At 67.3% G+C, this 25,483-nt stretch carries 19 protein-coding genes; 16 read left to right on the top strand and 3 right to left on the bottom strand.

Going from position 1 to position 25,483, the window contains the following annotated elements:
* Positions 1-79 precede the first annotated feature (79 nt).
* The 4 genes from ACQPW1_RS08270 to ACQPW1_RS08285 are packed head-to-tail and all read left to right on the top strand — an operon-like array spanning position 80 to position 6,731.
* On the top strand, positions 80-5,224 hold the full coding sequence (locus tag ACQPW1_RS08270; protein WP_433662134.1) for a hypothetical protein: 5,145 nt from the start codon (positions 80-82) through the stop codon (positions 5,222-5,224).
* A 50-nt stretch (positions 5,225-5,274) separates the two neighbouring features.
* Positions 5,275-5,805, top strand: coding sequence for a hypothetical protein (locus tag ACQPW1_RS08275; RefSeq protein WP_433662135.1), 531 nt, complete (start codon positions 5,275-5,277; stop codon positions 5,803-5,805).
* Between the two features lie 46 nt (positions 5,806-5,851).
* Positions 5,852-6,136 (top strand): hypothetical protein, encoded by a 285-nt coding sequence (locus ACQPW1_RS08280; protein WP_433662136.1) that lies wholly within the window; start codon positions 5,852-5,854, stop codon positions 6,134-6,136.
* Between the two features lie 49 nt (positions 6,137-6,185).
* Positions 6,186-6,731 carry a hypothetical protein gene (locus ACQPW1_RS08285; RefSeq protein ID WP_433662137.1) on the top strand — a complete coding sequence of 182 codons (546 nt, stop codon included), beginning with the start codon at positions 6,186-6,188 and terminating at the stop codon, positions 6,729-6,731.
* 1 nt (position 6,732) lies between these two features.
* Here ACQPW1_RS08285 and ACQPW1_RS08290 read toward each other — a convergent pair whose 3' ends face one another.
* Positions 6,733-7,908: an ROK family protein gene (locus ACQPW1_RS08290; RefSeq protein ID WP_433662138.1), complete on the bottom strand. Its 1,176-nt coding sequence runs from the start codon at positions 7,906-7,908 to the stop codon at positions 6,733-6,735.
* A 103-nt stretch (positions 7,909-8,011) separates the two neighbouring features.
* Here ACQPW1_RS08290 and ACQPW1_RS08295 point away from each other — a divergent pair, with 103 nt between their 5' ends.
* The 9 genes from ACQPW1_RS08295 (at position 8,012) to ACQPW1_RS08335 (ending at position 19,325) form a co-directional block, all read left to right on the top strand.
* Entirely contained in the window at positions 8,012-9,094 is a 1,083-nt protein-coding gene (locus tag ACQPW1_RS08295) for a sugar ABC transporter substrate-binding protein (protein WP_433662139.1), read from the top strand.
* The gene (locus tag ACQPW1_RS08300; RefSeq protein ID WP_433662140.1) at positions 9,091-9,828 is read left to right on the top strand and encodes an ATP-binding cassette domain-containing protein; all 738 of its coding nucleotides are present in this window, start codon (positions 9,091-9,093) and stop codon (positions 9,826-9,828) included. The genes ACQPW1_RS08295 and ACQPW1_RS08300 overlap by 4 nt, the downstream gene beginning before the upstream one ends.
* Positions 9,825-11,039, top strand: a complete 1,215-nt coding sequence (locus ACQPW1_RS08305) for a sugar ABC transporter permease (RefSeq protein ID WP_433662141.1) — start codon at positions 9,825-9,827, stop codon at positions 11,037-11,039. The genes ACQPW1_RS08300 and ACQPW1_RS08305 overlap by 4 nt, the downstream gene beginning before the upstream one ends.
* A 236-nt stretch (positions 11,040-11,275) precedes the next feature.
* Entirely contained in the window at positions 11,276-12,337 is a 1,062-nt protein-coding gene (locus ACQPW1_RS08310) for an alpha/beta hydrolase (RefSeq protein ID WP_433662142.1), read from the top strand.
* Between the two features lie 130 nt (positions 12,338-12,467).
* Positions 12,468-13,493 (top strand): cation diffusion facilitator family transporter, encoded by a 1,026-nt coding sequence (locus ACQPW1_RS08315; RefSeq protein WP_433662143.1) that lies wholly within the window; start codon positions 12,468-12,470, stop codon positions 13,491-13,493.
* A 150-nt stretch (positions 13,494-13,643) separates the two neighbouring features.
* Positions 13,644-15,227 (top strand): IS1182 family transposase, encoded by a 1,584-nt coding sequence (locus tag ACQPW1_RS08320; RefSeq protein WP_433662144.1) that lies wholly within the window; start codon positions 13,644-13,646, stop codon positions 15,225-15,227.
* Between the two features lie 676 nt (positions 15,228-15,903).
* Entirely contained in the window at positions 15,904-16,269 is a 366-nt protein-coding gene (locus ACQPW1_RS08325) for a hypothetical protein (protein ID WP_433656367.1), read from the top strand.
* A gap of 554 nt (positions 16,270-16,823) precedes the next feature.
* Positions 16,824-18,089: a group II intron reverse transcriptase/maturase gene (gene ltrA / locus ACQPW1_RS08330; protein WP_433662145.1), complete on the top strand. Its 1,266-nt coding sequence runs from the start codon at positions 16,824-16,826 to the stop codon at positions 18,087-18,089.
* A 201-nt stretch (positions 18,090-18,290) separates the two neighbouring features.
* Positions 18,291-19,325 (top strand): transposase, encoded by a 1,035-nt coding sequence (locus tag ACQPW1_RS08335; protein ID WP_433662146.1) that lies wholly within the window; start codon positions 18,291-18,293, stop codon positions 19,323-19,325.
* Between the two features lie 847 nt (positions 19,326-20,172).
* On the opposite strand, the gene ACQPW1_RS08340 is transcribed toward ACQPW1_RS08335, so the two are convergent.
* A complete protein-coding gene (locus ACQPW1_RS08340; protein ID WP_433662147.1) occupies positions 20,173-21,582 on the bottom strand; it encodes an amidase in 1,410 nt (469 codons plus the stop codon).
* A 108-nt stretch (positions 21,583-21,690) separates the two neighbouring features.
* On the opposite strand from ACQPW1_RS08340, the gene ACQPW1_RS08345 reads away from it, so the two are divergent.
* From ACQPW1_RS08345 to ACQPW1_RS08355, 3 genes are read left to right on the top strand one after another with little or no spacing between them, the layout of a single operon-like run.
* Positions 21,691-23,112, top strand: coding sequence for an FUSC family protein (locus ACQPW1_RS08345; protein ID WP_433662148.1), 1,422 nt, complete (start codon positions 21,691-21,693; stop codon positions 23,110-23,112).
* Complete coding sequence (locus ACQPW1_RS08350; RefSeq protein ID WP_433662149.1) at positions 23,025-23,342, top strand: hypothetical protein; 318 nt, start codon at positions 23,025-23,027, stop codon at positions 23,340-23,342. The genes ACQPW1_RS08345 and ACQPW1_RS08350 overlap by 88 nt, the downstream gene beginning before the upstream one ends.
* A gap of 30 nt (positions 23,343-23,372) precedes the next feature.
* Positions 23,373-23,825 carry an SRPBCC family protein gene (locus tag ACQPW1_RS08355; protein ID WP_433662150.1) on the top strand — a complete coding sequence of 151 codons (453 nt, stop codon included), beginning with the start codon at positions 23,373-23,375 and terminating at the stop codon, positions 23,823-23,825.
* 3 nt (positions 23,826-23,828) lie between these two features.
* Here the strand turns inward: ACQPW1_RS08355 and ACQPW1_RS08360 are convergent, their stop codons facing one another.
* Positions 23,829-25,424, bottom strand: coding sequence for an LCP family protein (locus ACQPW1_RS08360; protein WP_433662151.1), 1,596 nt, complete (start codon positions 25,422-25,424; stop codon positions 23,829-23,831).
* Positions 25,425-25,483 lie beyond the last annotated feature (59 nt).

The following is a 25,483-nucleotide window of genomic DNA, read 5'->3' on the forward strand; positions in this document are numbered from 1 at the left end:
GCGAGATCTCGACTACAGGGCCACGCGCGCATCGTCCACCAGCACGTCCCCTCGAGACGGGTTCACGGAGAGGCTCCAAATGCGTGTAGTCACCAAGGAACGTCAGCGCGAAACCAAAGCATCGGCCAAGCACCGCAAGAGCGTCGAGAAGTCCCGGCGCGGCATGTACGCCGCAGCCACTTTCGCCTCGATGGCGACCGCCATGATCGGCGCCGGTCACGCCTCCGCCGATTTCGAGTTACCCGCACCGCCCACCGACCTGAACGGCATGCTGTCCGGCGCCGGTGACGTAGCGGGTCAGGTGCTCGATCCGGGCCAGCAGGACGCGCTGAACAACGCACTCGGCGCCGCGAGCGCGGCCAGTGCGAACACGCCCTTCGGTGACCAGGTGAACTCGGCAATCGACAACTATCGAGCGGGCGGCGCACTGCCTCCCGGACCCGAATGGTTCGGTGGCGGCGGTCAAAGCGCGCCGAACAGCCCCGCGGCGGTCACATCCGAGGTGGCAGGCCGCGTCCCGGCGCCCGTCGCCGACCTCGCGGCAACCGTCGCGCAAATCGCCGGGTCCGGCATGCAGCTCGATCAGCTGGCCACCTGGGCAAACAAGACCTTCCCCGACGGCCCGCTGCGCGGCCCGGTCGAAGACCTGCTGGCCTTCGTCGAGCAGGCCACCGAGCTGGCAGGCACCCGGCGCACCGGCACGGCCCCGGCCATCGACGACCTGATGGAGCAGGCACGCACGCTGTTCGGCTTCCCCAAGGACGGACCCGATCCGGTCAAGGGACTGCGCGATCTACTCACTCCGACTGTGGGACAACAGAATCCGGTCGCACAGCAGCTGCCGCCCGGACTGCTCGCGATCGCCGCGCCGGTCCTCGGCCTGTTCGCGCCCCAGCTGGCGGGCCTGGCGCCGGTGCTCGCGTTCCTCGCACCGCTGCTCGCCCTGGCCTCGAACCCGGCCGCCGCGATCGGCGCGGTATTCACGCAAATCCGCGAGGCGGTGCGCGGGCTGGTCTCCGATGCCAGGCATCCGGCAGCGCTGCCGCTGCTCGCGATTCCGGTGATCGCGGTGCTCGCGATCGTGCCGCTGCTGTTCGCGGGCGGCATCGGGGTGGCTGCATTGCTCGCCCTCGGTGCGGTGGTGCTCGGCGCGATCGTGTTGGCGCCGTTGGTGATCGGTGCGCTGATCATCGGCGGTCTCATCCTCGCCGTGCTGGCCATCCCGGTGTTGATCGTGCTCGCGGTGATCGGGATTCCGGTGCTGCTCATCGCGATTCCGGTCGCCATCGTCGCGTTCTCGGTGCTGGCACCGGTCATCCTGGTCGGCGGTATCGCCGCGATCGCGGTGGCCATCGTCGGCGGCATCGCGCTGGCCGTGGTGGCATTGGCCCTCGGTCTGGCATTCAGCATTGTCGGCTTCGTGGTGCTGACCGTGGGCGCCCTGCTGGCCACCATCTTCTTGCCGATCCTCGGCCTGATAACCGCGCCGGTGCTGTTCACCGGTGCGCTCGCCTTCCTGGTGGTCAGCCTGATCGCCACGGCCGTGGCCTTCTTCGGCGTGCTCGGTGTCGCCGGGCTCGCCACCGCCGCACTGATTGTCGGCGTCGGCCTGCTGTCGCTGCTGACCCCGTTCGGGCTCATCGCCATCCCGATCCTGATCGCCCTCGCGGCCGTCGCACTGGTGGCGTTCGGCGCGGTCGGTCTCGCGGGTGGCGTGATTCTGGCCGTGGTGGCGCTCGCCGGTTTGCTGGTGCTCTCGGTGGTCGGCGGGGCCGCGGTGACCGTGCTGCTCGCGCTGGCCGTGGTGGCGACCGCGATTCAGCTCGTCGCCGCGGCGGTGTTCTGGGCCGGACTGGCCGCGGCGGGCATCGTGTTCGCCGCGCTCGGTGCAGTGGGCGTCGCGCTCGCGGTGGTCGGCGGCCTGCTCGCCACCATCGCGCTGGTGTTCGCGGTTCCGGTCCTCGGGCCGCTGCTGGCTCCGCTGCTGTTCATCGGGCTGGTCGCCATTCCGGCGGCGATCGGACTCGCGGTGCTGTTCGGCGGGTTCGGGCTGATCGCCTTCTCGGTGTTCGCGTTGACCGGGACTGTCCTGTTGGCGATCGCGACGCTGGCCGGGGCGACACTGCTCGCCACGCTGGCGTTCATGGTCACCATGCCGTACGCGATCCCGCTGATTCTGGTTGCCGCACTGGCCTTCTCAATCATCGCGGGCGTGGGCATCGGCGCGGTTGCCGCGGCGTTCACCGTGGCGACCTGGATCGGCGGCGGCGCCATCGTGCTCGCCCTGATCGCGTTCGCAGTGGCCGTCGTCGCGACGGTGTTCGCGGGCGGGCTGGTGGTCTCGGTGCTGTCCTTCGTGATGCTCACCCTCGCGGCGTTCGCGCTGATCGTGATCAACCCGCCGCTCGCGCTGATCGCACTGCCGCTGCTGTTCGGCGGGGTACTGCTCGGCACGCTGGCGACCATCGGCACGGTGGCCGTGGTCAGCACGCTGCTCGGCGGATTCGTCGCGGCGCTCGGGCTGGGCTTGGTGGCCGCCTGGGTGTTCTTCGGCGTGCTGGCGCTCGGCGTGTTCGTGGCCGCGTCCGCGTTGTTCCCGCCGCTGCTGCTGGTGACCGTGCCGATCGCGGCCGCGGCCTTCGCGGTGATGGCGGTGCTGGCGATCGCGACGATCGCGGTCGGCGGCGTCGGGCTCGGCGCGATTCTGCTTGCGGGCGGGCTGATTTCGGCCGTGCTCGCCGTGGCGGCGGTGATCGCCACCGCCGCGGTCGGGGTGGTCGGGTTCGTGCTCGCCGCGGTGCTCACGCTGCCGTTCCTGATCTTCGGACCGTTCGCGGTGGTGGTGTCGACAGCGCTGTCGCCCATCATTGCCCTTGCGCTGCTTGCGGTTTGGTCGCCGGTGCTGGTGGCGGGTCTGGTGGTCGCGGCGCTCGGGATCGGCATCGGGCTGTTCGGCCTGATCGGTCTGCCGGTGCTCGCGGCGATCATCGGCGTCTCGGTGGTTGCCATCACGACGGCACTCGCGGTCACGCTGTTCCTCGGCAGCCTGCTGCTCGATTTCGCCACCCTCGGCCTGGTCGCGGCGGTGCTGGCACCGCTGGTCGCCCTGGCCGGGCTCGGCGCGCTCGCGCTGCTCGCACTCCCGGTGCTCGCCCTGCTCGCCGTGCCGGTACTCGGCCTCGCCGCGCTCGGTGCGCTGGCTTTGCTCGCGCTGCCGGTGCTGGCCGTGGTGGCGCTGCCGGTACTCGGGTTGGCCGCGCTCGGAGTGCTTGCCGCCGTCGCGATTCCGGTGATCGCGGTGCTCGCATTGCCGGTCCTCGCGCTGCTCGCCCTGGTGGCATTGCCGCTGCTCGCGCTGGCCGGGTTGGCCGCGCTGGCAGTGACTCTCGTGGCAGGCGCGGTCGCCGGGGCGACGGCACTCGCGGTCGCGGTGCTCGGTGCCCTCGCGATCGGTGCTCCGCTGGCCCTGCTGGTGATCGTGCCGCTGCTGGCCCTGGCCGCGGCCGGTGCGCTCGCCCTGCTCGCGCTGCCGGTGCTGCTGATCGGCGGGGCCTTGGCCGCGGTGATCGGCGTACCGCTGCTCGCGCTCGCCGCGGTCGGTGCGGTTGCCCTGGCAGCCGTGCTGATCGGTGGTGCGCTGGCCGGACTGGCCGCCCTGATCGGTGTGTCACTGGCCGCGGTGGCAGCGGTCGTCCTGCCGGTGCTGCTGGTCGGTGCTGTGCTGGTCGGACTGGCCGCCCTGATCGGCGTGCCGCTGGCGCTGGGTGCGGTTGCGCTGCTTGCCCTGCCGGTATTGCTGGTCGGTGCCGCGTTGGCTGCGGTCGTCGGTATCCCGGTCCTGGCAGCTGGTGCGCTTGCGGTGCTGCTGGTCGGTGGCGTCCTAGCTGGCCTGGCCGCTCTGGTTGGTGTGCCGTTGGCGTTGGGTGCGCTCGCGCTGCTTGCGCTTCCGGTCCTGCTGGTTGGTGGTGCGTTGGCCGGGCTCGCCGCGCTGATCGGTGTGCCGTTGGGTGCGCTTGCCCTGCTTGCGCTTCCGGTTCTGTTGATCGGCGGCGGGTTGGCCGCGATCGTCGGCATCCCGCTCGCGGTGGTCGGTGCGCTTGCGCTTCCTGTCTTGCTCGCTGGTGGAGCGCTGGCTGGGCTTGCTGCGCTGATCGGCATCCCGCTTGCTGCGGTCGGTGCGCTTGCGCTGCTTGCTCTTCCTGTCTTGCTCGCTGGCGGTGCGCTGGCTGGGCTTGCTGCTCTGATCGGTGTTCCGTTGGCGGCGATCGGTGCGCTTGCCGTGCTGGCGCTTCCGGTCCTGCTGGTTGGTGGTGCGTTGGCTGGGCTCGCTGCTCTGGTCGGTGTGCCGCTGGCTGCGGTGGGTGCGCTTGCGTTGCTTGCGCTTCCGGTGTTGCTCGCCGGTGGTGCGCTCGTTGGGCTTGCTGCTCTGATCGGTGTTCCGTTGGCGGCGATCGGTGCGCTTGCCGTGCTCGCGCTTCCGGTCCTGCTGGTCGGCGGAGCGCTCGTTGGGCTTGCCGCTCTGATCGGTGTGCCGCTGGCTGCGGTGGGTGCGCTTGCCCTGCTTGCGCTTCCGGTGCTGTTGGCCGGTGGTGCACTGGCGGCGCTGATCGGCATCCCGCTGGCCGTGGCGGGTGCGGTTGCGCTGCTTGCCCTTCCGGTGTTGCTCGCCGGGGGTGCGTTCGCCGCGGTGATCGGGCTGCCGCTGGCGGCGCTCGGGTTGTTCGCGCTGATCGAGATTCCGAAGTTGCTGATCGGTGGTGCGTTGGCCGCCGGGCTGGCCGCCGTCTTGGCGCCCTTTGCCGCGGTCGGTGCGGCCGCGCTGGTTGCCGCACCGCTGGTCGGACTCGCGGCTCTGATCGGTGCGCCCCTGGCCGCGCTGGGTGCTGCCGCCGCGGTGGCGCTCGCCCTGGTGATTGCCGTGCTGCTCACCCCGGGTGCGCGGGTCGGCATCATCTCCGCCATCCGGGCCGCGCTGGATCGCAATGGGCCGCTGGGTGCTTCGGGTGGCGGGGCCGCCGCGACCGGAACGCAGTTCCTCGACGACATCCCCGACGATCCGAGCCTGGAGCAACTGGCGGCCTCGCTACAGCAGCTGCTCGCTCCGCTGCCCGCCAAGCCCGCGGCCGCGCCGGTCGCGTTCGCCGAGCTGCCCTACACCGGAAAGGGGGCCGCCGAAGCGGTGGCGCACGATCGCGCCTCGCGCCTCGTCAGCGTTTCGATGTGACGAATCCTGCACTGTGCCAAGTAATCCAGCTTTAGCGAAGGAGATCAGAGATGACGAACGCCACGGAACCCCTGCACCTGGAGTACCTCTACGGCCCGCAGTGGCAGGACGCGATCCGCATTATCGAGCGCTCCGGCCAGCTGACCGCCGAGGAACGGGAGAAGCTGAACGCCGCGTCGAAGAAGCTTATCCAGGACAAGGTTTCGGCTCTGTCCAACGGTTCCGGCCTCGAAGGCGGCCTGAGCGGCCTGCTGGCCGGGCTCGGCATGGGCGCGAATGCCCAAACGGTCGCGTCGCATCCGTTGAACATCGCGGCCGCGACGGCCAAGGCGTTCGGCCGATCCCGCAACGTGCAGCTCGCGGGCATGATCGCCGGTCAGGCCGTGTCGCCGGCCGCGGCGGCGGGCACCACCGGTGACCTCAGCGGACTGCTCGAGTCGTTCGGCTCGATCGGCGCGGTGACCGTGGTCGGTCAGGCCGTCACCGCCGCGGTGCTGGGCGATCTGATCGGCCAGGGCGAATTCACCCAGGCCGTCTTCGACGAGCTGATGCTGCCGTGGAGCAGCAACATCGACGTGTGATCCGCGCCGAGTCTGATCCGCAACGAGTACGAAAGGGGTTGGCACCATGTTCGATTCGCGAAGCATCGGCTCCGGTGGCGTCGCCACCGATGCGCTCGGTGGTCTGCTCGACGCCCGATCCGCTCCCGTCACGTTCGGCTACTACGAACAGAATGAGGTCGCCGTAGCCAGCGGCGTCGAGTGGAATACCCGGTCTCGCACCGCCCCGATCGGGTGGTGGAACCGGCACCGGCACGTCCAGGCGGGGTTCGGCATGGCGATCGTCATGACGCTCGCCTTCGTGCCCGCCGTGCAGAACGCGATTCTCACGGTGCTGACCCATGCCGGTTGACCCGCGCCCGAGCGGGCGGCCGTCACGCCGAGGGACAACCTGCCTCGGCGTGACGGCCATGGCCGTGCTGGTCCTGCTCGCCGCCGCGCTGCTGAGCGGCTGTTCGAGCTCGGGGTCGACCGACAACGCCATCCGCGACCGCGTCGCCAACGCGGACACCGCCGATTGCGCGCTCGGCGGCCAAGCCGTCGCGGGTCTGCGCGACACCTTCCGCCAGCTGTCCGAGCAACTCGACGGGCTCGGCCCGGCCGCCACCCGCGGCGACCTCGGCGACGTGAAAACCCGTGTTACGCACGGCATGCAGCTTTCCAACCAGGTCTCGACCACGCTCAACCCGGCGGTCGACCGGATGGGGTCCCCGTTGATCGGCAGCGCTTACCGCGACGTCGCCAACGCGGGCGGGCTGCTGCACAACTCGCTGTCCGACTTCGCCACCGTCCTCGACAACGGCAACCCGGCCCAGCCGGTCGCCGACTCGGTCACCGCCGCCCTGACGTCCCTCAACGGCTCCATGGACCGCATGCGCCGCACCTGCCCCGCCGTCTTCGCCGAGCCGAAGGGCCCGCAGTACGGTCCGCCCCTCAGCGCCCGCTGAATCAGGTTCCCGTCGAACGCCTTTCGAAGAGCCGATCCCTGGCCACGGAGAGGGCGCGGGAGACGGCGCCGGTGAGCACGCCGTCGTCGCCGAGTGTGCTGGCGACGATGCGGGGTTGCAGCGGACCGAGTTCGGCCATTCGACGCGCGATCGCGTTGCCGAGCAGGTCGAGGTTGTTGCCGATACCGCCGCTCAGCACAACGAGTTCCGGATCGAGGATCGAGGCGACGGCGGTGATGAGCGCGCCGATCCGACGCCCCTCGGACTCGACCACCGCCAGGGCGCGCGGGTCGCCCGCTGCCGCTGCGGTGAAGATCTCCTTCGCGGAGGCTCCCGGCAGACCGGCTTGCTCGGCCGCGCGGGCGACTCCGCCTGCGGCGGCGACGGTTTCGGTCATGCCGCGCTCGCGTGCATCGAGTAGGGGAGCGTCCACCTCGGTGGCGGGCAAGAACGAAACCTCGCCCGCCGCACCGGTATTGCCGACATAGAGCTCGCCGTTGATCACGATGCCCATGCCGACGCCGGTGCCGATCGAGATGAGCACGAAGTTGCGAACCCCAGCGCCGGCGCCGAAGGTGAGCTCGCCGACGGCGGCCAGATTGATGTCGTTCTCGATGGTCGACTCGACCGCGAGCGCGTCGCGCAACTGACCGACGAGCCCGGCGCGGCCCCAGCCCGGCAGATTCTGGGCGTAGTCGAGGCGGCCGGTGTTCGGATTGAGCACGCCGGGACTGCCGATGACCGCGTAATGCACCGCCGACCAGTCGACCCCGGCCTCCTCGGCGACCTCGTCGGCCAGCGCGCGGACCCGGCGCACCAGATCGGCGGCCGAACGCGCGGAGTTGCGCACATCCCGGCGCCCGATGAAGTCGCCGCGCAGGTCGGCGATGGCGAGGCGAATCCAGTTGCGGCCGATGTCGATCCCCGATACCACCCCGGCGCGCACGTTCACGTCGTAGAGTGCGGTGGTCGGCCCCGGTCGGCCGCTGAGCGACCCGACCAACTGCACCAGCCCGGCGTGCTCCAGTCCCGAAAGTGCCGCCGACACTGTCGGTTTCGACAATCCGCTGGCCTTGGCCAGCTCACCGCGCGAGGCAGGCCCGCTGAGCCGCAGGTAGTCGAGCAGCAACCGCTCGTTCATCGTCCGAAGGAGCTGGGGATTGCCGACCCTACTCATCAATCCTCCTGCTCGTACCACTGGACACCTTGGTGTTAGTAAACTACCTTTCTTACCAACGCTCAACCGGGCGCTCTCACACTCCTCTCGGCACGGTGACCTCATGCGTCGAATTCAGCTCCTCACCGCGGCGGCGGCCGCACTCGTCCTGGCGGCAGGCTGTAGCTCCGGCGACAGCACCAAAGACGCGAAATCGGGCAGCGACACCCCGACGATCGCGCTGCTGCTCCCGGAATCCAAGACCACCCGCTACGAAGCCTTCGATCGCCCGCTGTTCGAGGCGAAGGTCAAGCAGCTCTGCGGCAACTGCAAGGTGCTCTACTTCAACGCCGATCAAGACGCGGCAAAGCAGCAGGGCCAGTTCGAATCCGCGCTCACCCAGGGCGCGGACGTCATCGTCTTCGACGCGGTCAACGCCGATGCCGTTGCGCCACAGGTGAACACGGCGCGGCAGAAGAAGATCCCGGTGGTCGCCTACGACCGGCTGATCTCCGGCATCAGCTACGAGTACTACGTGTCCTTCGACAACGTGAAGGTCGGCAAGGTGCAGGGCGAGGCCTTGCTCGCCGAGCTGAACAAGCGCGGCACCGCCGACAAGGGCCAGCTGGTGGTGATCAACGGATCGCCGACCGATCCCAGCGCGGGCGACTACAAGAAGGGCGCGCACGGGGCGCTGGACGGCAAGGTGAAGATCGGGCGCGAATTCGACACTCCCGATTGGTCTCCCGACAAGGCGCAGCAGCAGATGGAACAGGCCATCACCGCGCTCGGCAAGGACGCGATCGTCGGCGTGTACTCGGCCAACGACGGCATGGCGGGTGGCGCGATCGCGGCGCTGAAGCGGGCCGGTTACGCGACGCTGCCGCCGCTGACCGGACAGGACGCGGAACTCGCAGGCGTGCAACGGATTCTGACCGGCGAGCAGACCATGACCATCTATCTCGACTACCGCGCCCAGGCGGAGAAGGCGGCTGAACTGGCCGTTGCCCTCGCGAAGGGCGAAAAGCCCACGGCACCGGCGAAAACCAACAACGGCGCGACCGACATCCCGTCGTACCTGCTCGACGCGATCGCGGTCGGCAAGGACAACATCAAGGACACCATCGTCAAGGACGGCCTATACACCGTCGCCGATATCTGCACGCCCGACGTGGCGGCGGCGTGCCAGGCCGCAGGTATCAAATGACAGCTCCCACAACGGTTCTCTCGGCCCGCGGCCTCGTCAAACGCTACGGCGCGGTGCAGGCGCTGGCGGGCGCGGATCTCGAGGTGCACGCGGGCGAGGTGGTCGCGCTGGTCGGTGACAACGGCGCGGGCAAATCGACACTGGTGAAGGCGATTTCGGGGGTCACGGTGGCCGACGAGGGCGAAATCGTCTTCGCCGGTGCGACGGTGCGGATCACCCGTCCGCAGGATGCGCAGGCCCTCGGCATCACCACGGTGTTCCAGGATCTCGCGCTGTGCGACAATCTCGACGTCGTCGCCAACCTGCATCTCGGTGCGGAGACCAGCATCTGCAGCGTGCTCGACGAGATCGAGATGGAGCGCAGCGCAAAGGATCTGCTCGCCTCACTGGATGTGAAGATCAAAGACGTCCGCGCCCCGGTGTCCGCGCTCTCCGGTGGGCAACGGCAGTCGGTCGCCATCGCGCGGGCGCTGCTCGGGCGGCCGCGGATGGTGATTCTGGACGAGCCGACCGCGGCGCTCGGCGTCGAGCAGACTGCGCAGGTCCTCGCGTTGATCGGCCGATTGCGCGAGCGCGGACTCGGGGTGCTGCTGATTTCGCACAACCTGGTCGACGTGCGTTCGGTCAGTGACCGCGTGGTGGTGTTGCGGCTCGGCCGGAATGCAGGAGAGTTCGAGACCGCTAAAGCGACTCAAGAAGATATCGTGGCAGCGATCACGGGAGCAGCTGCATGAGTGACGTCGTTATGAAAAGACCTGTCTGGCAGGGAAACCAAGGGCGCGGATTGGCCGACGCCGCAATGGATCGGCTACGCCGCGGCGAAGTCGGATCGGTGCCGGTAGCGATCGGCCTGGTCATTATCGGCGCGGTGTTCTACCACCTGAACGCGCACTTCCTGTCCGCGGAGAATCTCACCAACCTGGCCTTGCAGATGGCCGCGACCGGAACCATCGCACTCGGCATCGTGCTGGTGCTGCTGCTCGGCGAGATCGACCTGTCCGCGGGCTCGGTCAGCGGCTTGACCGCCGTGGTGATGACGCTGCTCTATGTGCGCCACGGCTGGAACGTCGTGCTCGCGGTGATCGCCGCGGTGGCCGTCGGCGCCGCGATCGGCCTGCTGCACGGGCTCATGCGCACGATGCTGAGCATGCCGTCGTTCGTCGTCACGCTGGCCGGGCTGATCGGCTGGCAGGGCATGATGCTGTATCTGCTCGGCAAGGAAGGCACCGTCAACCTGCCGTTCGACCGCGGCATCGCCACTATCAGCGACACCTGGCTGCCCGCCCTGCTCGGCTGGCTACTGGTGGTGCTGCTCGCGGGCGGACACCTGCTCGCGAGTCTGATCACCCGGCATCAGCGGGTGCACGCGGGCCTCGACGCCACCACGCCGGTCTGGATCGTGGTGCGCTCCGGCGGCCTCGCGCTGCTGTTGAGCGTCACCGTCGTCGTGCTGAATTCCGATCGTGGCGTTCCGCTGACGCTGGTGATCTTCGGTGGTCTCGTTCTCGGACTCGACCTGATCCTGCGGCGCACCGTCTTCGGCCGCCGCATGTACGCGGTCGGCGGCAATGCCGAGGCGGCCCGCCGGGCAGGCATCAACGTCACCTGGATTCGCATCTCCGCCTTCGTCGGCTGTTCCGCGCTGGCCACCCTCGGTGGCATCCTCGCGGCGTCCCGGCTGGTCGCGGTGAACCAGAGTTCCGGCGGCAGCGACATCCTGCTCAATGCCATCGCGGCCGCCGTCATCGGTGGCACCAGCCTGTTCGGCGGGCGCGGTCGCGCCTACGCCGCGCTGCTGGGAATCCTTGTCATCCAATCGATTACGAACGGGATGCTGCTGCTCAACGTGGACTCCTCGGTGCGCTTCATGGTCACCGGCGCCGTGCTCGCGATCTCGGTCGCCATCGACTCGGTCGCGCGACGCGGTGCCGAGGGGGCGCGCTGAGCTGAGGGCGATCTCACGATCGCCCGTCGGAGGGCGCCTGGGCGCGGAAGGTTGTCCCGCGTCCAGGCGGTCCTGGCCGAACTCACGGCGGCGGCCTCGTGCGGAAGGTGTACGGGGCCGCCGCTGTCGTGTGTCCCAGCGAACATCCAGTAACAGACCTGGGCAAATGACCGACACGGTGGGGGAGTTGTGCATGAGTTCGAAGCCGTGAGGGTCGGGGTTTTGGGAGTGTGTTCGTGGATCGCAGATCGACGTGGGTGGTTCGGGCCAGGGCGGTAGTGCTGGCGGCGTCGCTGTGCCTCGGTGTCGGCGTGGCGGTGGGCGCACCGGCCCAGGCGCAGGCGACGGTGTCGAGCGCGGACTGGGTGAACCTGCCCGCCGCGCCGGATGGGTCGGTGATCGCGCGGGTCGAGGAGCCCGACGGTCGCAACATTCGGATCTGGGTGCGGTCGACGGCGATGGAGGGCGCGACCTTCCCGGTCGACATCCAGCGCCCCGAGGACACCTCGCAGGCCAAGCCGACGCTGTATCTGATGAACGGCGCGGGCGGCGGAGTCGACGACGCGACCTGGCAGTTGCGCACCAACGTGCTCGACTTCCTGTCCGACAAGGACATCAACGTGGTCCAGCCGCTCGGCGGCCAGTACAGCTATTACACGGACTGGATCAACGACGACCCGGTACTCGGGCCGAACAAGTGGCGGACCTATCTGCTCGAGGAATTGCCGCCGCTGATCGACGCGGCGTTGGGCACCAACAAGGTGAACGCGATCGCTGGACTCTCCATGACGGGCACCTCGGTGCTCGCGCTCTCGATCGCGAAGCCCGGCTTCTACCGCAGCGTGGCCTCCTACAGCGGCTGCGCCCAGACGAGCGACCCTATCGGCCAGGCCTTCGTCAAGCTGACGGTGGAGCGCCCGGGCGCGACCCTCGCCAACATGTGGGGTGCGCCGGACAATCCGCTGTGGGTGGAGAACGACCCCTATGTGCACGCGGACAAGCTGCGTGGCGTGAACCTGTTCGTCTCCAGTGGTAGCGGCCTGCCCGGCGCGCACGACGGCTTCGACGGACCGTTCCAGACCCAGCCCGGCGCCGCGGCGTGGGCCGATCAACTGGTGGTCGGCGGCGGCATCGAGGCGGCGATCCGGATGTGCTCGGCGAACCTGCAGAACCGGCTCGACCAGCTGGGCATCCCCGCCACGTTCGACTTCACGCCGACCGGAACGCACTCCTGGGGCTACTGGCAGGACGCGTTCGTGGCGTCGTGGCCGGTGCTCGCCAAGGGTCTCTACAGCTGACCTGCCGCCGACCGCGGTCCTGTGATCCACGTCATCCGACGTAGTAGGCTGCGGTCGGCATAGGGTGGGCTAAGATGGGTGAACAGATGCAGATATGCGCATACGTGGCGGTGATGAAAGCGGGCGGCTAATGGGACACGAACACGAGCACGGACACAGCCATGGCAACGGCCACGGACACTCACACGGGGTGTCCGGCGACGCCGATCGCCGTTGGTTGACGGTCGCGCTGGCGCTGATCGCCGGGTTCATGATGGTCGAGGTCGTGATCGGCCTGCTGGCGAATTCGCTGGCGCTGCTCTCCGACGCGGCGCACATGCTGACCGACGCGGCGTCGATCGTGCTGGCGCTCACCGCGATTCGGCTGGCCGCCCGCCCCGCGCGCGGCAAATACACCTACGGCTTCAAACGGGCCGAGATCCTGTCCGCGCAGGCCAACGGCATCACGCTGCTGGTGCTCGCGGGCTGGCTGACCTACGAGGCCATTCGACGGCTACTCGATCCACCGGAGGTGACCGGTGGGCTGGTGGTCGCCACCGCGCTCGTCGGCATCGTGGTGAATGTGGCTGCGGCCTGGGCGATCAGCAAGGCGAACCGCTCCAGCCTGAATGTGGAGGGCGCGTTCCAACATGTGCTCAACGATCTGTACGGCTTCATCGCGACCGCCGTCGCGGGCATCGTCGTTTTGGTCACAGGATTCGCCCGCGCGGACGCGATCGCCACGCTGGTCGTCGTCGCGCTGATGGTGAAGGCGGGCCTCGGCCTGGTCCGCGAATCGGGCCGCATCTTCCTGGAAGCCGCACCGGCAGGCGTCGATCCGGACGCCCTCGGCCGCCGCCTGGTCGAGATGCCCGGCATCGACGAGGTGCACGACCTGCACGTCTGGCAGATCACCTCCGGCAACGTCGCACTGTCCGCCCACGTGCTCGTCCAGCCCGGCGCCGACTGCCACGGCCTACGCCAGCAGATCGAACGCCTCCTCGACCACGACTACGAAATCACCCACACCACCCTGCAAGTCGACCACTCCCAACTCATCTCCGCCGCCGAAAGCCCCGCCGCCGACCGCCTACTCCCGGTACTCGAAGAACACTGCGACGAGTCCCACGGCCCCGTCCACCGCGAACGCCCCGGCGTCGGCCACACCCAGAAGTAGCCTGCGGACCCGATCCCGGGCGCGCCTCGATCTCAGCCGCACCCCTTCACGGGATCCGCACTCTCTCTCGGGATCCGCATTCGGAATAGGGGCCCTAGGTGGCTGGTGTTTTTCGTGCGGTGAGGGGCTGGTCTCGAGCAGAATGTTGGGGTGACGTTGGGGCGTGTGCCGAGGCAGGGTGATCTGTTGCGGTCGACGGTGGAGTTCTGCGCGGGTCGGGTCGGGGTGGACTCGATTTATGGTGTGCTGCATCGTGATTGCTTCGGGTTGTTCCCGGATGAGATGTTCGCTGACCTGTTCACCGATGTGGGGCGTCGCAGCGTGCCGCCGATGATCGTGGCGGTGGTGATGGTGCTGCAGCGTATCGAGGGTCTGTCGGATCGGGAGGCGGTGGAGCGGTTCGCGTTCGACGCGCGCTGGAAATACGCTGCTGGCGGCTTGGATTTCGACTATCCGGGGTTCGTGCACACCGTGCTGGTGGACATGCGGGCGCGGCTGGCACGCTCGGATCGCCCGGATCGTATCTTTGATGCCGTGCTCGAGGTGGCGCGTGCTGCGGGGTTGGTGGGCCGCAAGCGGGTGCTGGATTCGACCCCGCTCTATGACGCGGTGGCCACGATGGACACCATCACCTTGATCCGGTCGGCGATCCGCGGCCTGCTCGCCGTGGTGAGTGCCGGGCTGGCTGGGGAGCTGCGGGCGCGGGTCAGCAGCGGTGACGATTACGCCAGCACCGCGAAACCGGTGATCGACTGGGACGACGAGACCGCCCGCGAGCAGTTGATTGATTCACGCACCCGCGACGGGCTGGCGATGCTGGCGGTGCTCGACGGGCTCGACCTCGACGAAGCGGTGGACAAGGCAGCGCGGTTGTTGGCGACCGTGGTGGGCCAAGACATCACCACTGGTGAGGACGGGATATTCCGGATCGTGCGTGGCACAGCAGCTGACCGGGTGATCTCGACGGTGGATCCCGAGACCCGCCACGGGCGCAAGACCCAGGCGCGGGGGTTCGACGGATACAAGGGCCATATCGCGATCGACCCCGACAGCGAGATCATCACCGCCACCGAGGTCACACCCGCCAACAGCGGCGACGCCGAGGTCGCCCCCGGCCTGCTCGCCGACATCCTGCCCGCCGAAGCCGAAGCCGAAGCCGAAGCGCGGGTGTTCGGTGATGCCGCTTATGGGGCTGGGGAGTTGTTGAAACTGTTGGACGACAACGGTATTCACAACGGAGTGAAGGTCCAGCCGGCATCCTCGGTGAAGGGCCACTTCTCCAAAGACCGCTTCGAGATCGACCTGGACCGCGCCGTGGTGCGCTGCCCAGCCGGGCACACCGCACCCATCCGCCCCCGCAAAGGCCAGCCCAGCACTATCGGCGCCGCCGCTTTCGGTGCCGCCTGCGGTGGCTGCCCGTTGCGTCAGCAGTGCACGTCAGCGGCTGCCGGGCGCACGATCGGCATCGGGGCCCACGAGAAACATCTACTCCCAGCCCGCGCGCGTCGACGCGATCCGGCCTGGAGGGCCGAGTACCGCGCTACCCGCCCCAAAGTCGAACGCAAGATCGGCCACCTCATGCGCCGACGCCACGGCGGTCGCCGCGCCCGCGTCCGCGGAAAGGTCAAGACCGCCGCAGACTTCTCACTACTCGCCGCCGCGGTCAACCTCGCACGGCTGGCCGTCCTCGGAATCGGCTCCACCACAGCACAATTGACCCCCACCACGGCCTGAATTCCAGGCTCGTGACACACCCACACCCGCAGCCACCGATCAACCCATCACCCACCAGCACGACCGGGCCGAACCTCAATCGGTCACCAACTCGAGCCAAGACACCCACACACAGACGACACCACGCGCCACAGCGGCCGTTCGACACCAGCCACCTAGAGACAGTGCGGATCCCGAGAAGGGTGCAGATCTTGGGAAGTCACGGTGCGCCGCCAGGCGACACACCGACGAAGGCGGCGGAACGCGACCAGAGACGGATGACCACGCCGGAGCTGCACACCCTTGTGCCAGCTGCACACCTCGTATACCGGGTGTGCGGCTGACTGCTCTCCCCGCACCGGCGCTCGCGGAACGAGCCGCTCTCCCCACGGGAACCCCGCAACTCGCGGCGCCGATCGGCGCCGCGCCAGCGAGCACACGCCGAACTCCCAGAGGCAGCGGACGTACAAGAATGGGCAGCTCCCACAAAGGGTGCGGATCTGTGCAGAACCCCGAGCCGACCTGGTTCTCGTCCAAAGCGCCTGTGACGGAACCACAGCCAGATGGCCACCTCGGGAACCTGACACCGCGCTGGGAGCCGCACACCCCTTGTGTCAGCTGCACACCCTCTATACGCCCGCTGCCAGGATGATCGTGAGACACCTCGTGGTGGTGGGTGTGGGGATCGGAGTGAGAGATGATCGATGTGCCTATCGGGCGGACGGTGTCGGGCGGGCGGACGTTTCCGTTGGCGTTTCGAGTCGAGTTCGTGCGTCAGTACCATGCGGCGATCGAGCGGGGTGAGAAGACGCAGCTGATGCGTGAGCACAACCTGACCCGTGCGACAGTTCGGGAGTGGTTGCGTGCTGATGGGCGCGGTGAGTTCACCGCGGCGATGGTGGCGTCCTCGGAGAGGTCGAAGAACAAGATGAACAATCGTGATCGGGCCGAGATGGCGCGGCTGCGGCGGGAGAACGAGCGGCTGCGTGCAAAGGTCGCGAAATCTGAAGCAGCTCAGGAGATTCTGGGAAAAGGTGTGCCACGAACACGGGAGGCCGCATGAGGTAGGTCAGGCGGAGGATCGTGGTGCTGTGCGAATGATGAAGGGGTTGTGGCCCTTCGGAGTCGCCCGTCGGGTGGGAGGCTTCAAACCACCTCATGCTGCGTTGGCTGAAGACCGTCGTGGTGAGCGATGAGGAAAAGGCGTCGGTAGAGGCGTCAGGTGGGGATCAGGAAGACGAACGCGAGTGAATCGCTGACGACGTGTCGAAATGAATGAGACGACATCGAAACCGGGGCTTCTTTTTGGAACCGGGAAAGAGTCTGGCGGGTGGCCCGATTTCTGGCCAGGCGGTGTCCGGCATGGAGGCGACGTGAGCCTGATCTGCGGCTTTCGCATGGAACGTGGGAAGGCATGTCCCGATACGGATTTCGCTTCGGCGGGTCGAGAGGGAGCACGTCGAGCAGCAGAAACTGTGAGGCGTTGAGTACCGATGCGGGGTGTGCTGGCGGACCGGCTCGTAGTAGTGGTGAAGCACCTGTAATGGGTGTGGAGCGAAGGGGCCGGACCATTCGGGTTGCTGATGTGGTCAACCGGCTGTGGTCGGGAGGAGCTGGATGAGTCAACCAGGGTCGTCGGGCAAGCCGTTCGAAATTTCGAAATGGGCTGTGCGCGAGGCGTATCGCAGAGTCAAGGCGAATAAAGGCGCTGCCGGGGTCGATGGGCAGTCCATCGATGACTTCGACAAGGATTTGAGGAACAACCTCTACAAGATCTGGAACCGGATGTCGTCGGGGACATATTTTCCGCCGCCCGTGCGGGCGGTGGAGATCCCGAAAACCGGTGGTGGGGTTCGTGTTCTGGGTGTGCCGACGGTCGCGGACCGGGTCGCGCAGACGGTGGTGGCCATGGAATTGGAGAAACGGGTGGAGCCGATGTTCCATCCAGACTCCTATGGCTATCGCCCGAAGCGGTCGGCGCTGGATGCGGTTGCGACATGCCGACAACGGTGTCTGAAGAAGGACTGGGTTGTTGATTTGGACATCCGCAAGTTCTTCGACACCGTGAACCACGAATTGATGGTCAGAGCGGTCCGGGCCAACACCGACCAGGAGTGGGTGGTGTTGTATGTGCGGCGGTGGCTTTCGGCTTCGCTGCAACGGCCGGACGGGACGCTGGAGACGCGGGATCGCGGGACCCCGCAGGGGTCTGCGGTGTCGCCGATTCTGGCGAATCTGTTCATGCATTACGCGTTCGACATGTGGATGGTCCGGAAGTTCCCGGATATCGGCTTCGAACGTTACGTGGATGACGCTGTAATCCATTGTGCGAGCGAGCGGCAGGCGCGCATGCTGAAGGCCGCGATTGGGGAACGTTTCACCGAGGTGGGGCTGGAACTGCATCCGGACAAGACGAAGATCGTCTACTGTCGGGACGAGAACAAGAGGACGCTCGACTACGAGCACACCTCGTTCACGTTTCTCGGCTACGAGTTCCGAATGCGTTCGGCGCGTAGCAAGTTCGGGGAGTTGTTCACCTCGTTCCTGCCCGCCATAAGCCGCGACGCGGAGAAACGCATCAACCGGGAGGTCCGCGGTTGGCGTCTGCATCGGCACACGGATTGGACTCTGGGTCAGCTGGCACGGTGGATCAATCCCATCGTGCGGGGCTGGTTGCAGTATTACGGCCGGTTCTACCGGACGAAATTGTATGCGCTGTGCAAACGCATCAACACCTATCTGGTGCGGTGGGCTCGTAAGAAGTATCGACGGTTGCACGGGTTCAAGAAGGTCAATGCCTGGTGGAAAGCGTTGGGGGAGCGGCATCCCCGAACGTTTTCGCACTGGGAATATACCCGTGGTTTCATGGCGACTGGATGGTAGGAGCCGTGTAACGAGAGATTGTTAAGCACGGTTCTGTGAGGGCCCGGAGGTGCGATTCCTCCGGGCTACTCGACCATTCGAGCTCTTGTCGGGGATCAACGACAGCTCGACCGAGGAAACCGAACAGATCCCGCCGGCGTTGATGAGCGCCGACGAATACAAGCAGTGGCTCGAACGCAACAAACTGTCTTAATCGATACCGTGGCCACGCTGGTCGGGATCGATACCGTGGCCACGCTGGTCGGGATCGGCATCGCGGTCACGGTGGGGTGCGGGTTGCTCGGGTTGACGCGGTCGACGTTCTATCGGATCAGCCGTGGCTATCGGCACTACCAGCCGGTGGTAGTGCCGGTCCCGCAGGCACAGCGGTATCAGCCAGCGGCGTTGACCACCGACGAGCGCGCGCAGATCCTGTGTGTGCTCACCGATGACGATTACTCGGATCTATCTGTGGTGCAAGCATATTGGCGGGCGTTCGACGCCGGGAGGCTCGCGTGCTCGCAGCGCAGCTTCTACCGTGTCGCCAAGGCGGCAGGTTTGGTCGGTGACCGCCGCCGTGTCCGTGGCCCCGGTCGCCGCGCCAGCCCGTCGCGGCGCACACCGATAGCGGTAGCGGCCGGGGTCGGGGACCTATGGTCCTGGGATGTCACCGAACTGCGGGGGCCCCGGACCCAGGACCGTTACAAGCTTTACTTGGCGATCGATGTGTTCTCCCGCTACCCGGTGGGCTGGCGCATCGAGCACAGCGAAGACCGGCAACTGGCCGTGGAGATGTTCACCGAGGCCATCACCGCCCGCGGGACACCGAAAGTGGTGCACGCAGACAACGGTGGTGTCATGCGGTCGCCGTTGCTGATAGAGGCCCTCACCGCCAGTGGCGTGCTCACCTCCTACTCACGACCGCGAGTCAGCGACGACAACCCGTTCTCCGAATCGCTGTTCAAGACAATCAAATACGACCTGGACTGCCCCGACCGCTTCGAGGGCATTGAGGCCGCCCGCGAATGGACCTGCGGCTTCCTGCACCGCTACGCCACCGAGCACCGCCACAGCGGACTCGGTCGCCACACCCCTGCCGCGGTTCACCACGGCACCGCCGCCACTATCCACCGGCAGCGCCAACAACACTTGGATCGGTACTGGAGCGCACATCCCCAACGGTTCCGGTACCGACCACACCCACCCGCGCTACCAAAACCAACAGGAATCAACACACACCTGTCTCAAGCAGGTTGACAACTTCCGTATACGGGGTGTGCACCTCACACAAAGGGTGTGTCCTGGCAGCTCCCCGCGCGTGAGCTCTCGAAGGCAGCCACTTCCTGATTCGCCACGCTCGAACCAGCCGGCCCACCCCAACAGGCAGAGCTGATCGACGTCGCGCCCGCCGCCACACGCCGAACCCACAGAGCGCCCACACCTGTCACAAGGCGTTGGCGCCCGCTGTGAAAGGTACGCACGCTCTGTGAGTCTCCCTCCACACCGCCAGTTTTCGGCTGGTAGATCCCCGCGCTGGGACCCGAGATTCGCTGATTATCAAGTCTCGAAACGCAACCACAGCCAGATGACCACGCTGGAACCCCCACACCACACACCTGACTGACAAAGAAAGCCGGGTACCCACCTGACGTGCCCAGCACTACTCGGTCATTCCCCGGGGACCTGTGTACCGACCTGGTGAGTACAACCAAGGACCGGATGCGTATACCCACTTGGCGGGTACAACTAAGGACTCCCAGGTGAGCAGTCCAGTGAAAGCTGAAGACCTACCCCGGTTTTCCCGTGAGTAGTGTGGGCGCGTCGTGTGCCGTACCCGGCTTTAGGGGGATGTCAGGTGCGTGGAGTCGGGGTTCCAGCGTGGTCATCTGGCTGTGGTGGCGTTGAGGGCATTTTCAACATTAAGTGAGTCATATGGTTGCTGGTGGAGATCGTTTAGCGACAGTGATGACTCGCTTCGATGCTCACCTTTGGTTGTGGTTGCGTACTTCGCACACCTGCTTGATCTTTCGCACACCTGTTGGGGTGTTGGTGGGTGTGTGACAGATGAAAGTGGTGTGCGAAGTTCCGAAATGGTTTGCGGGGGCTAGTGGTTCAGGCTCGGGAAGGGTTGCTCGGCTTCGAGGAGGTAGGCGAGTTCTAGGAGGGTGCGTTCGTTGCCGTGGGTGCCGGCGAATTGGACGCCGATGGGTAGACCGGTTGGTGTGAGGCCGGCGGGGATGCTGATCGAGGGGGTGCCGGTGATGTTGTTGATCGGGGTGAACGACACGTAGGTGCGGAGGCGATCGAGTAGGTCGTCGAAGGGGACGGTGGGGCTGAGGTAGCCGAGTTCGGGGGTCTCGTGGCCGAGGGTGGGGAGTAGCACGGCGTCGTAAGGGCCTAGGGCGCGTTGGTAAGTGGTGGCTGCGGCGCGTAGTCGGTACAGCATCACCGGGGCGCGCCATGCGCTGCGTAGGAAGTATCGGCGTAGGCCGAGGGTGAGGTCGTCGAGGCGGCGGGGGTCGAAGTGGCGGTCGGCCAGCTTTCCGGTGGAGGCGACGAAGGTGGCTAGTAGACCCCAGTACTGAAGAAACGCCGTCTCGAGCGTGTCGTCGAATGGCATGGGCACCTGCTCGACGTGGTGACCGTGGGATTCCAGTGTGGCAGCAATTCTTTCGACGGCGTCCCGGATCGGGCCCGCGGGCACTGTGCCACCGATGTTCTCCAGCAGCAGTGCGATGCGCAACGGCTTCGAACCAGGCCCCTCGACATACCCGATCGACGGCAGCGCTGGATTGCTCCAATACTGTTCCGCCGCAGCGGTATACGCCGCCGTATCGCGCACCGTCCTGGTCAGCACGCCCTCGCTCACGATATTGACCGGCAGCTTGCGTGCGTTCGCCGAATCGATGTGCCGCCCCCGGCTCGGCTTCAACCCGACCAACCCGGCACAGGCCGCCGGAATGCGGATCGACCCACCGCCGTCATTGCCGTGCGCGATCGGCACCACTCCGGACGCGACCAGCGCGGCGGACCCACCGGACGAGCCGCCCACGGAATAGCCGGTGTGCCAAGGGTTTCGGGTCGGCCGCGCGAACGGCGGTTCGGTGGTCGCATTGAATCCGAACTCGGGCAGCGTGCTCTTGCCGAGCACCGTCATTCCGGCACTGAGGAATTGGCGCGCATACCCGCCGTGCTGCTGCGCGGGCTTGGCCTGGAACGCCTGACTGCCGTGATTGGTCGGCATCCCGACGATGTCGGCATTGTCTTTCACAAACGTCGGCACCCCGTACAACCGGCCGGTTCGCGCGGCGGGCAGCAGCGGCTTCTCGTAGCTCTCGTACGCGACCGCCGCCAACTCCTCGACCTGCCGCGCCCGCTGCACCGCCGCCGCGGCGAGCTCCCGTGGACTTCGTTCCCCGCTGCGCACCAGCTCGGCCAGCGCGACCGCATCGTGCTCGCCGAGCGCGTCGTCGGTGAACGAATGGATGCGGGTGGTCTGAGCGTCAGCGGTCACCTCTTCGAATCTAGCCGCGCCGACGCGCGGCGGACCGTGTGTCCAGTGGTGGCCGTCACGCGCATACGGTGGAACGGCAACCCCGCTTGACGAACAGGAAGGAAGTACATGGTCCAGTCGGTCTCCGACCCGCTGCCGCCGCAGGGACGAATCGGCTCGCTGCTGTTCGCGCTTCCGCCTGCGGGACGGCGCTGGAGCCCCGGCCTGCGGTCCGCGCTGGCCTTCGCGCTGCCCGCCGCGGTGGTCGTCGCGACGGGCCATCCGAGGCAGGCGTTGTTCGTGCTGTTCGGTGCCTTCGCGGTGATGTACGGGGAACGCAGGGCGTATCGCATGCGTGCCGGGGTGGTGCTCGCCGCCGGTCTCGCGCTGCTCGCGTCCTGCGGTGTCGGTGCGCTGCTCGGCCACGGGCTCTCCGGTGGGCTCGGCGCTTCGCTGCTGACGGTGGCGATGCTGACGCTCGTCGCGGTGGTCGCCGTCTACGCGATCGACGCGCTGCGGCTCGGTCCGCCCGGTGCCTTGCTCTTCGTGATCGCGTGCGGCGGCGCGATGATGGCCGCCGAGGCGGGCATCTCGACGACGGCGCTGTTGTCCTGCACGGCATTCGGTGTCGGCGCATCGGTGTTGGCGTCGATGGCCGGTGTGCTGCGTGACCGTCGCAAGCCTGAGCGGGTTGCCGTCGAGGCCGCGATCCGCGCGGTCGACGCCTACCTGTCGGCGCGGGCATCGGGACAACCGGCCATCGATCTCCGGCATCAGGCGGGCGGCGCGGTCGCCGAAGCCTGGGCCGCGGTCTACGACGCGGGATTGCCGAGCCGGACCCCGGATTCGGAACTACTGGCCACCCTGGTCGCGGCCCGGCGGCGGCTCGCCGGTCCGGCCTACGACGACACCAACGACCTGGTCGTCGACCCGCTGATCTCGTTCGTCCGCCCCGGTGTCTGGTTCCGGCTGCGCCGCTCACTGTCGTTCGATTCGCACGCCACCATCAGCGCCTTCCGCGTCGGCGTCGCCTGCCTGGTTGCGGGCGGACTCAGCGCACTGCTTGGCCAGGACCGACCGCACTGGGCCGTGTTCACCGCGCTGATGGTGTTGCAGATCGGCCCCGATCGAGTCCGCGGCAAGGTGCGTGGCATCCACCGCTTCGTCGGCACCGTCGTCGGATTGGTGCTCTTCGGTGTGGTGCACCAGCTCGCGCTCACCGGCTACGCGCTCATCGCGCTGGTGGCCGCGCTGCTGTTCTGCATGGAGCTGTTCGTGCCGCGCAACTACGCGCTCGCCGCGATCTTCATCACCCCGATCGCGCTGCTCGCGGTCGGCTCGACACCCGACGGCGCCGTCGCGCCGCTGATCCGAGATCGCTTCATCGAGACCGTGATCGGCGTCGGCGTGGCGGTGCTCGTCCCGCACGTCGTCGTGCCGCGCGCGCATCGCCGCACCTTCCGTTGGATCGAGATCCGGGTCTGCGCCGTCGCCCGCGCCCTCCTGGAACTGTCACGCACCGAACCGGCCGGTGCCCCGCCGTCGCACTGACCCAACAGCTGCAATTCGGACTGGTCGGCGTCGCACGCACCGGAATCGACTCGGCCACCGAGGATCCGAAATGGACCGGCGCGCACTGGCCGACACACGCCGCCACCGCACACCTCGGCTATGACCTGCTCGCCGCCTATTGGGAGCTGCCGCCCGGTGCACTGCTGGCCGACCCGGACCGCTGGGACGCCGCATTCGACGCACTGACACCGATTTCCGACACCCGGTAACGATGTGCTTACTCCTGCTAGCGTTCGAGCATGCAGGACAGTGTGACAGTGCGAATGGCCGCGCCCGCCGAGCAGATCTGGGAGCTGGTCAGCGATATCACGAACACCGGACGATTCAGTCCGGAGACCTTCGCCGCCGAATGGCTCGGCGGCGCCACCGGACCTGCCGTCGGGGTGAAGTTCCGCGGGCACGTCAACCGCAACGGCTGGGGCCTGAAGTACTGGACGGTGTGCCGGATCATCGCGTCCGAGCCGGGGCGTGAATTCGCTTTCACGGTGCTCGGGCCCGGCGGGATGTCGATCAACACCTGGACCTATCGATTCGAGCCGGTCGAGGGTGGCACCGATGTCACCGAGTCGTTCCACCTGCACAGCAACCCGGCGTTGCGGGTGTACTGGCTGCTGGCGGGTCGGGCGCGGAACAAGACCAACGTCAACGGGATGCGCGAGACGTTGAACCGGATCAAGGCGTTCGTCGAATAGCGGTCAGTTCACGCAGGGGATCGTGCTGCCGATCGTCGTCGTGACGGGCTTGCCGGAGTCGGGGGCCGGCTCGCCCGTGGTTGTTGTCGTGGTCGACGGTGTCGTCGGAGTGGTCGAGGTCGAGCTCGACGTCAACTCGGTGGGCATCGTGAAGTCACTCCCGATGATGACCTGGACGTGGCCAGCTGTGACGTTCGACGAGGCGGTTGCAGTGAGTCCGCCGAGCGTCTCGGCCAACTGGGTGGCGTCCGCCTCGGCACCCACGCCATAGGTGACCGTCGTCGTGGTGATGGAACTGCCGAGGTTGTCGACCACACCCTCGCGATAGCCACGGTTCGTCAGCGCGGCGGACAGCTTCGCCGCCATGCCTGCCGCACTGCCCGCGTTCCGCACGTCGACCGTGCTGGTCGGCGGGTGCGCCGGGGTGCTGCTCGGCGTCTCGACCCCGAACGCGGCCCGCACTTCCTTCTTGATGGCGGCCGGATCGATGATGTTGACGTCCTGGCCGTTGATGTTGTCGTAGCGCAACACCGGCAGCGTCCGGAACTCGACCGACATCGAGCCCGCGGCCCCCATGTTCTTGGCGAAATCGAGCAGGTCCCAACCCTCGGACAGCACCACGTCCTGGTGCGCCACCTTCATCAGCTCGCCGAGTTTGCCGAGATTGGTCAGCGTCCCGGAATCCTTGAGCGACTTGGCTACCGAGGTGAGGTACGCCTGCTGCCGGTGCGTCCGATCGAGGTCGCCGTTCTCCAGGTTGTGGCGCTGGCGGACGAACGCGAGCGCGTCGGAACCGTTCAGGTGCTGCGGCCCGGCGGGGAACTTCGCGCCGGAGTAGTAGCTGTCGTCGACGGCCTTGTTCAGGCACACGTCGACGCCGCCGAGCGCCTCGGCCAGGTGGTAGAAACCGGCGAGGGCGACCTCGGCGAACCGGTCGATCGGCACGCCGGTCAGGTTGCGGACCGTGGACACGATGGACGCGCGTCCGGCCTCGCGGCCCGCGCGTTCGAGGGTGACCTGGTCCTTCTCGCCTTTGGCGATCAGCTTGGCCTCCGCGTCCGCCTTCTTCAGTCCATACGACTCTTTGATCTTGACGTGGTCATAACCGGGGATGCCGGAGACCGCGACGTAGTCGTCGCGCGGGATGGAGAACGCGACGATCTTCTTCATGTCCGCCGGAATGTGCAGCAGAATGAGCGAATTGGCGTTGTAGCCGCCGTCGTCACTGTCGCCCGCGTGCAGCTGGTCGAGGATCTCCTTCGGCAGGTTGTTGCCGTTCTGATCCTTGCGGGTGTCCAGGCCGATCAGCAGGACGTTGAGGTCGCCGCCCAGCGAGTGTGGCGCGTCCTCGCCGATCGCGTCGGAACGGCCGAACCCGTTGTTGAAGTCGAGCTTGGCCGACCACGCGAACCCGGTCCCGGACAGCACCGCGAGCGCGGTGACCGAGACGACGACCCGGACCGCGACCTTCGCCGCACCCCGGAACCGGTGCGGTTTCGCCGCCACCTTGCCCGCTTTCGGCGCGGCCCGCCGATGGCGCGCGCGACTCGCGGGCGGGTCGGTGACCCGGGCAAACTCGACTGTGTCGTCATCGTTCAACGCCGCAGACTCTGTGCCCTGCGCTTTTCTCGGCACTCGCGCCACGGATCGTTCCTCGC

This window comes from Nocardia sp. CA-128927 (assembly GCF_050955855.1).
Lineage (GTDB): Bacteria > Actinomycetota > Actinomycetes > Mycobacteriales > Mycobacteriaceae > Nocardia.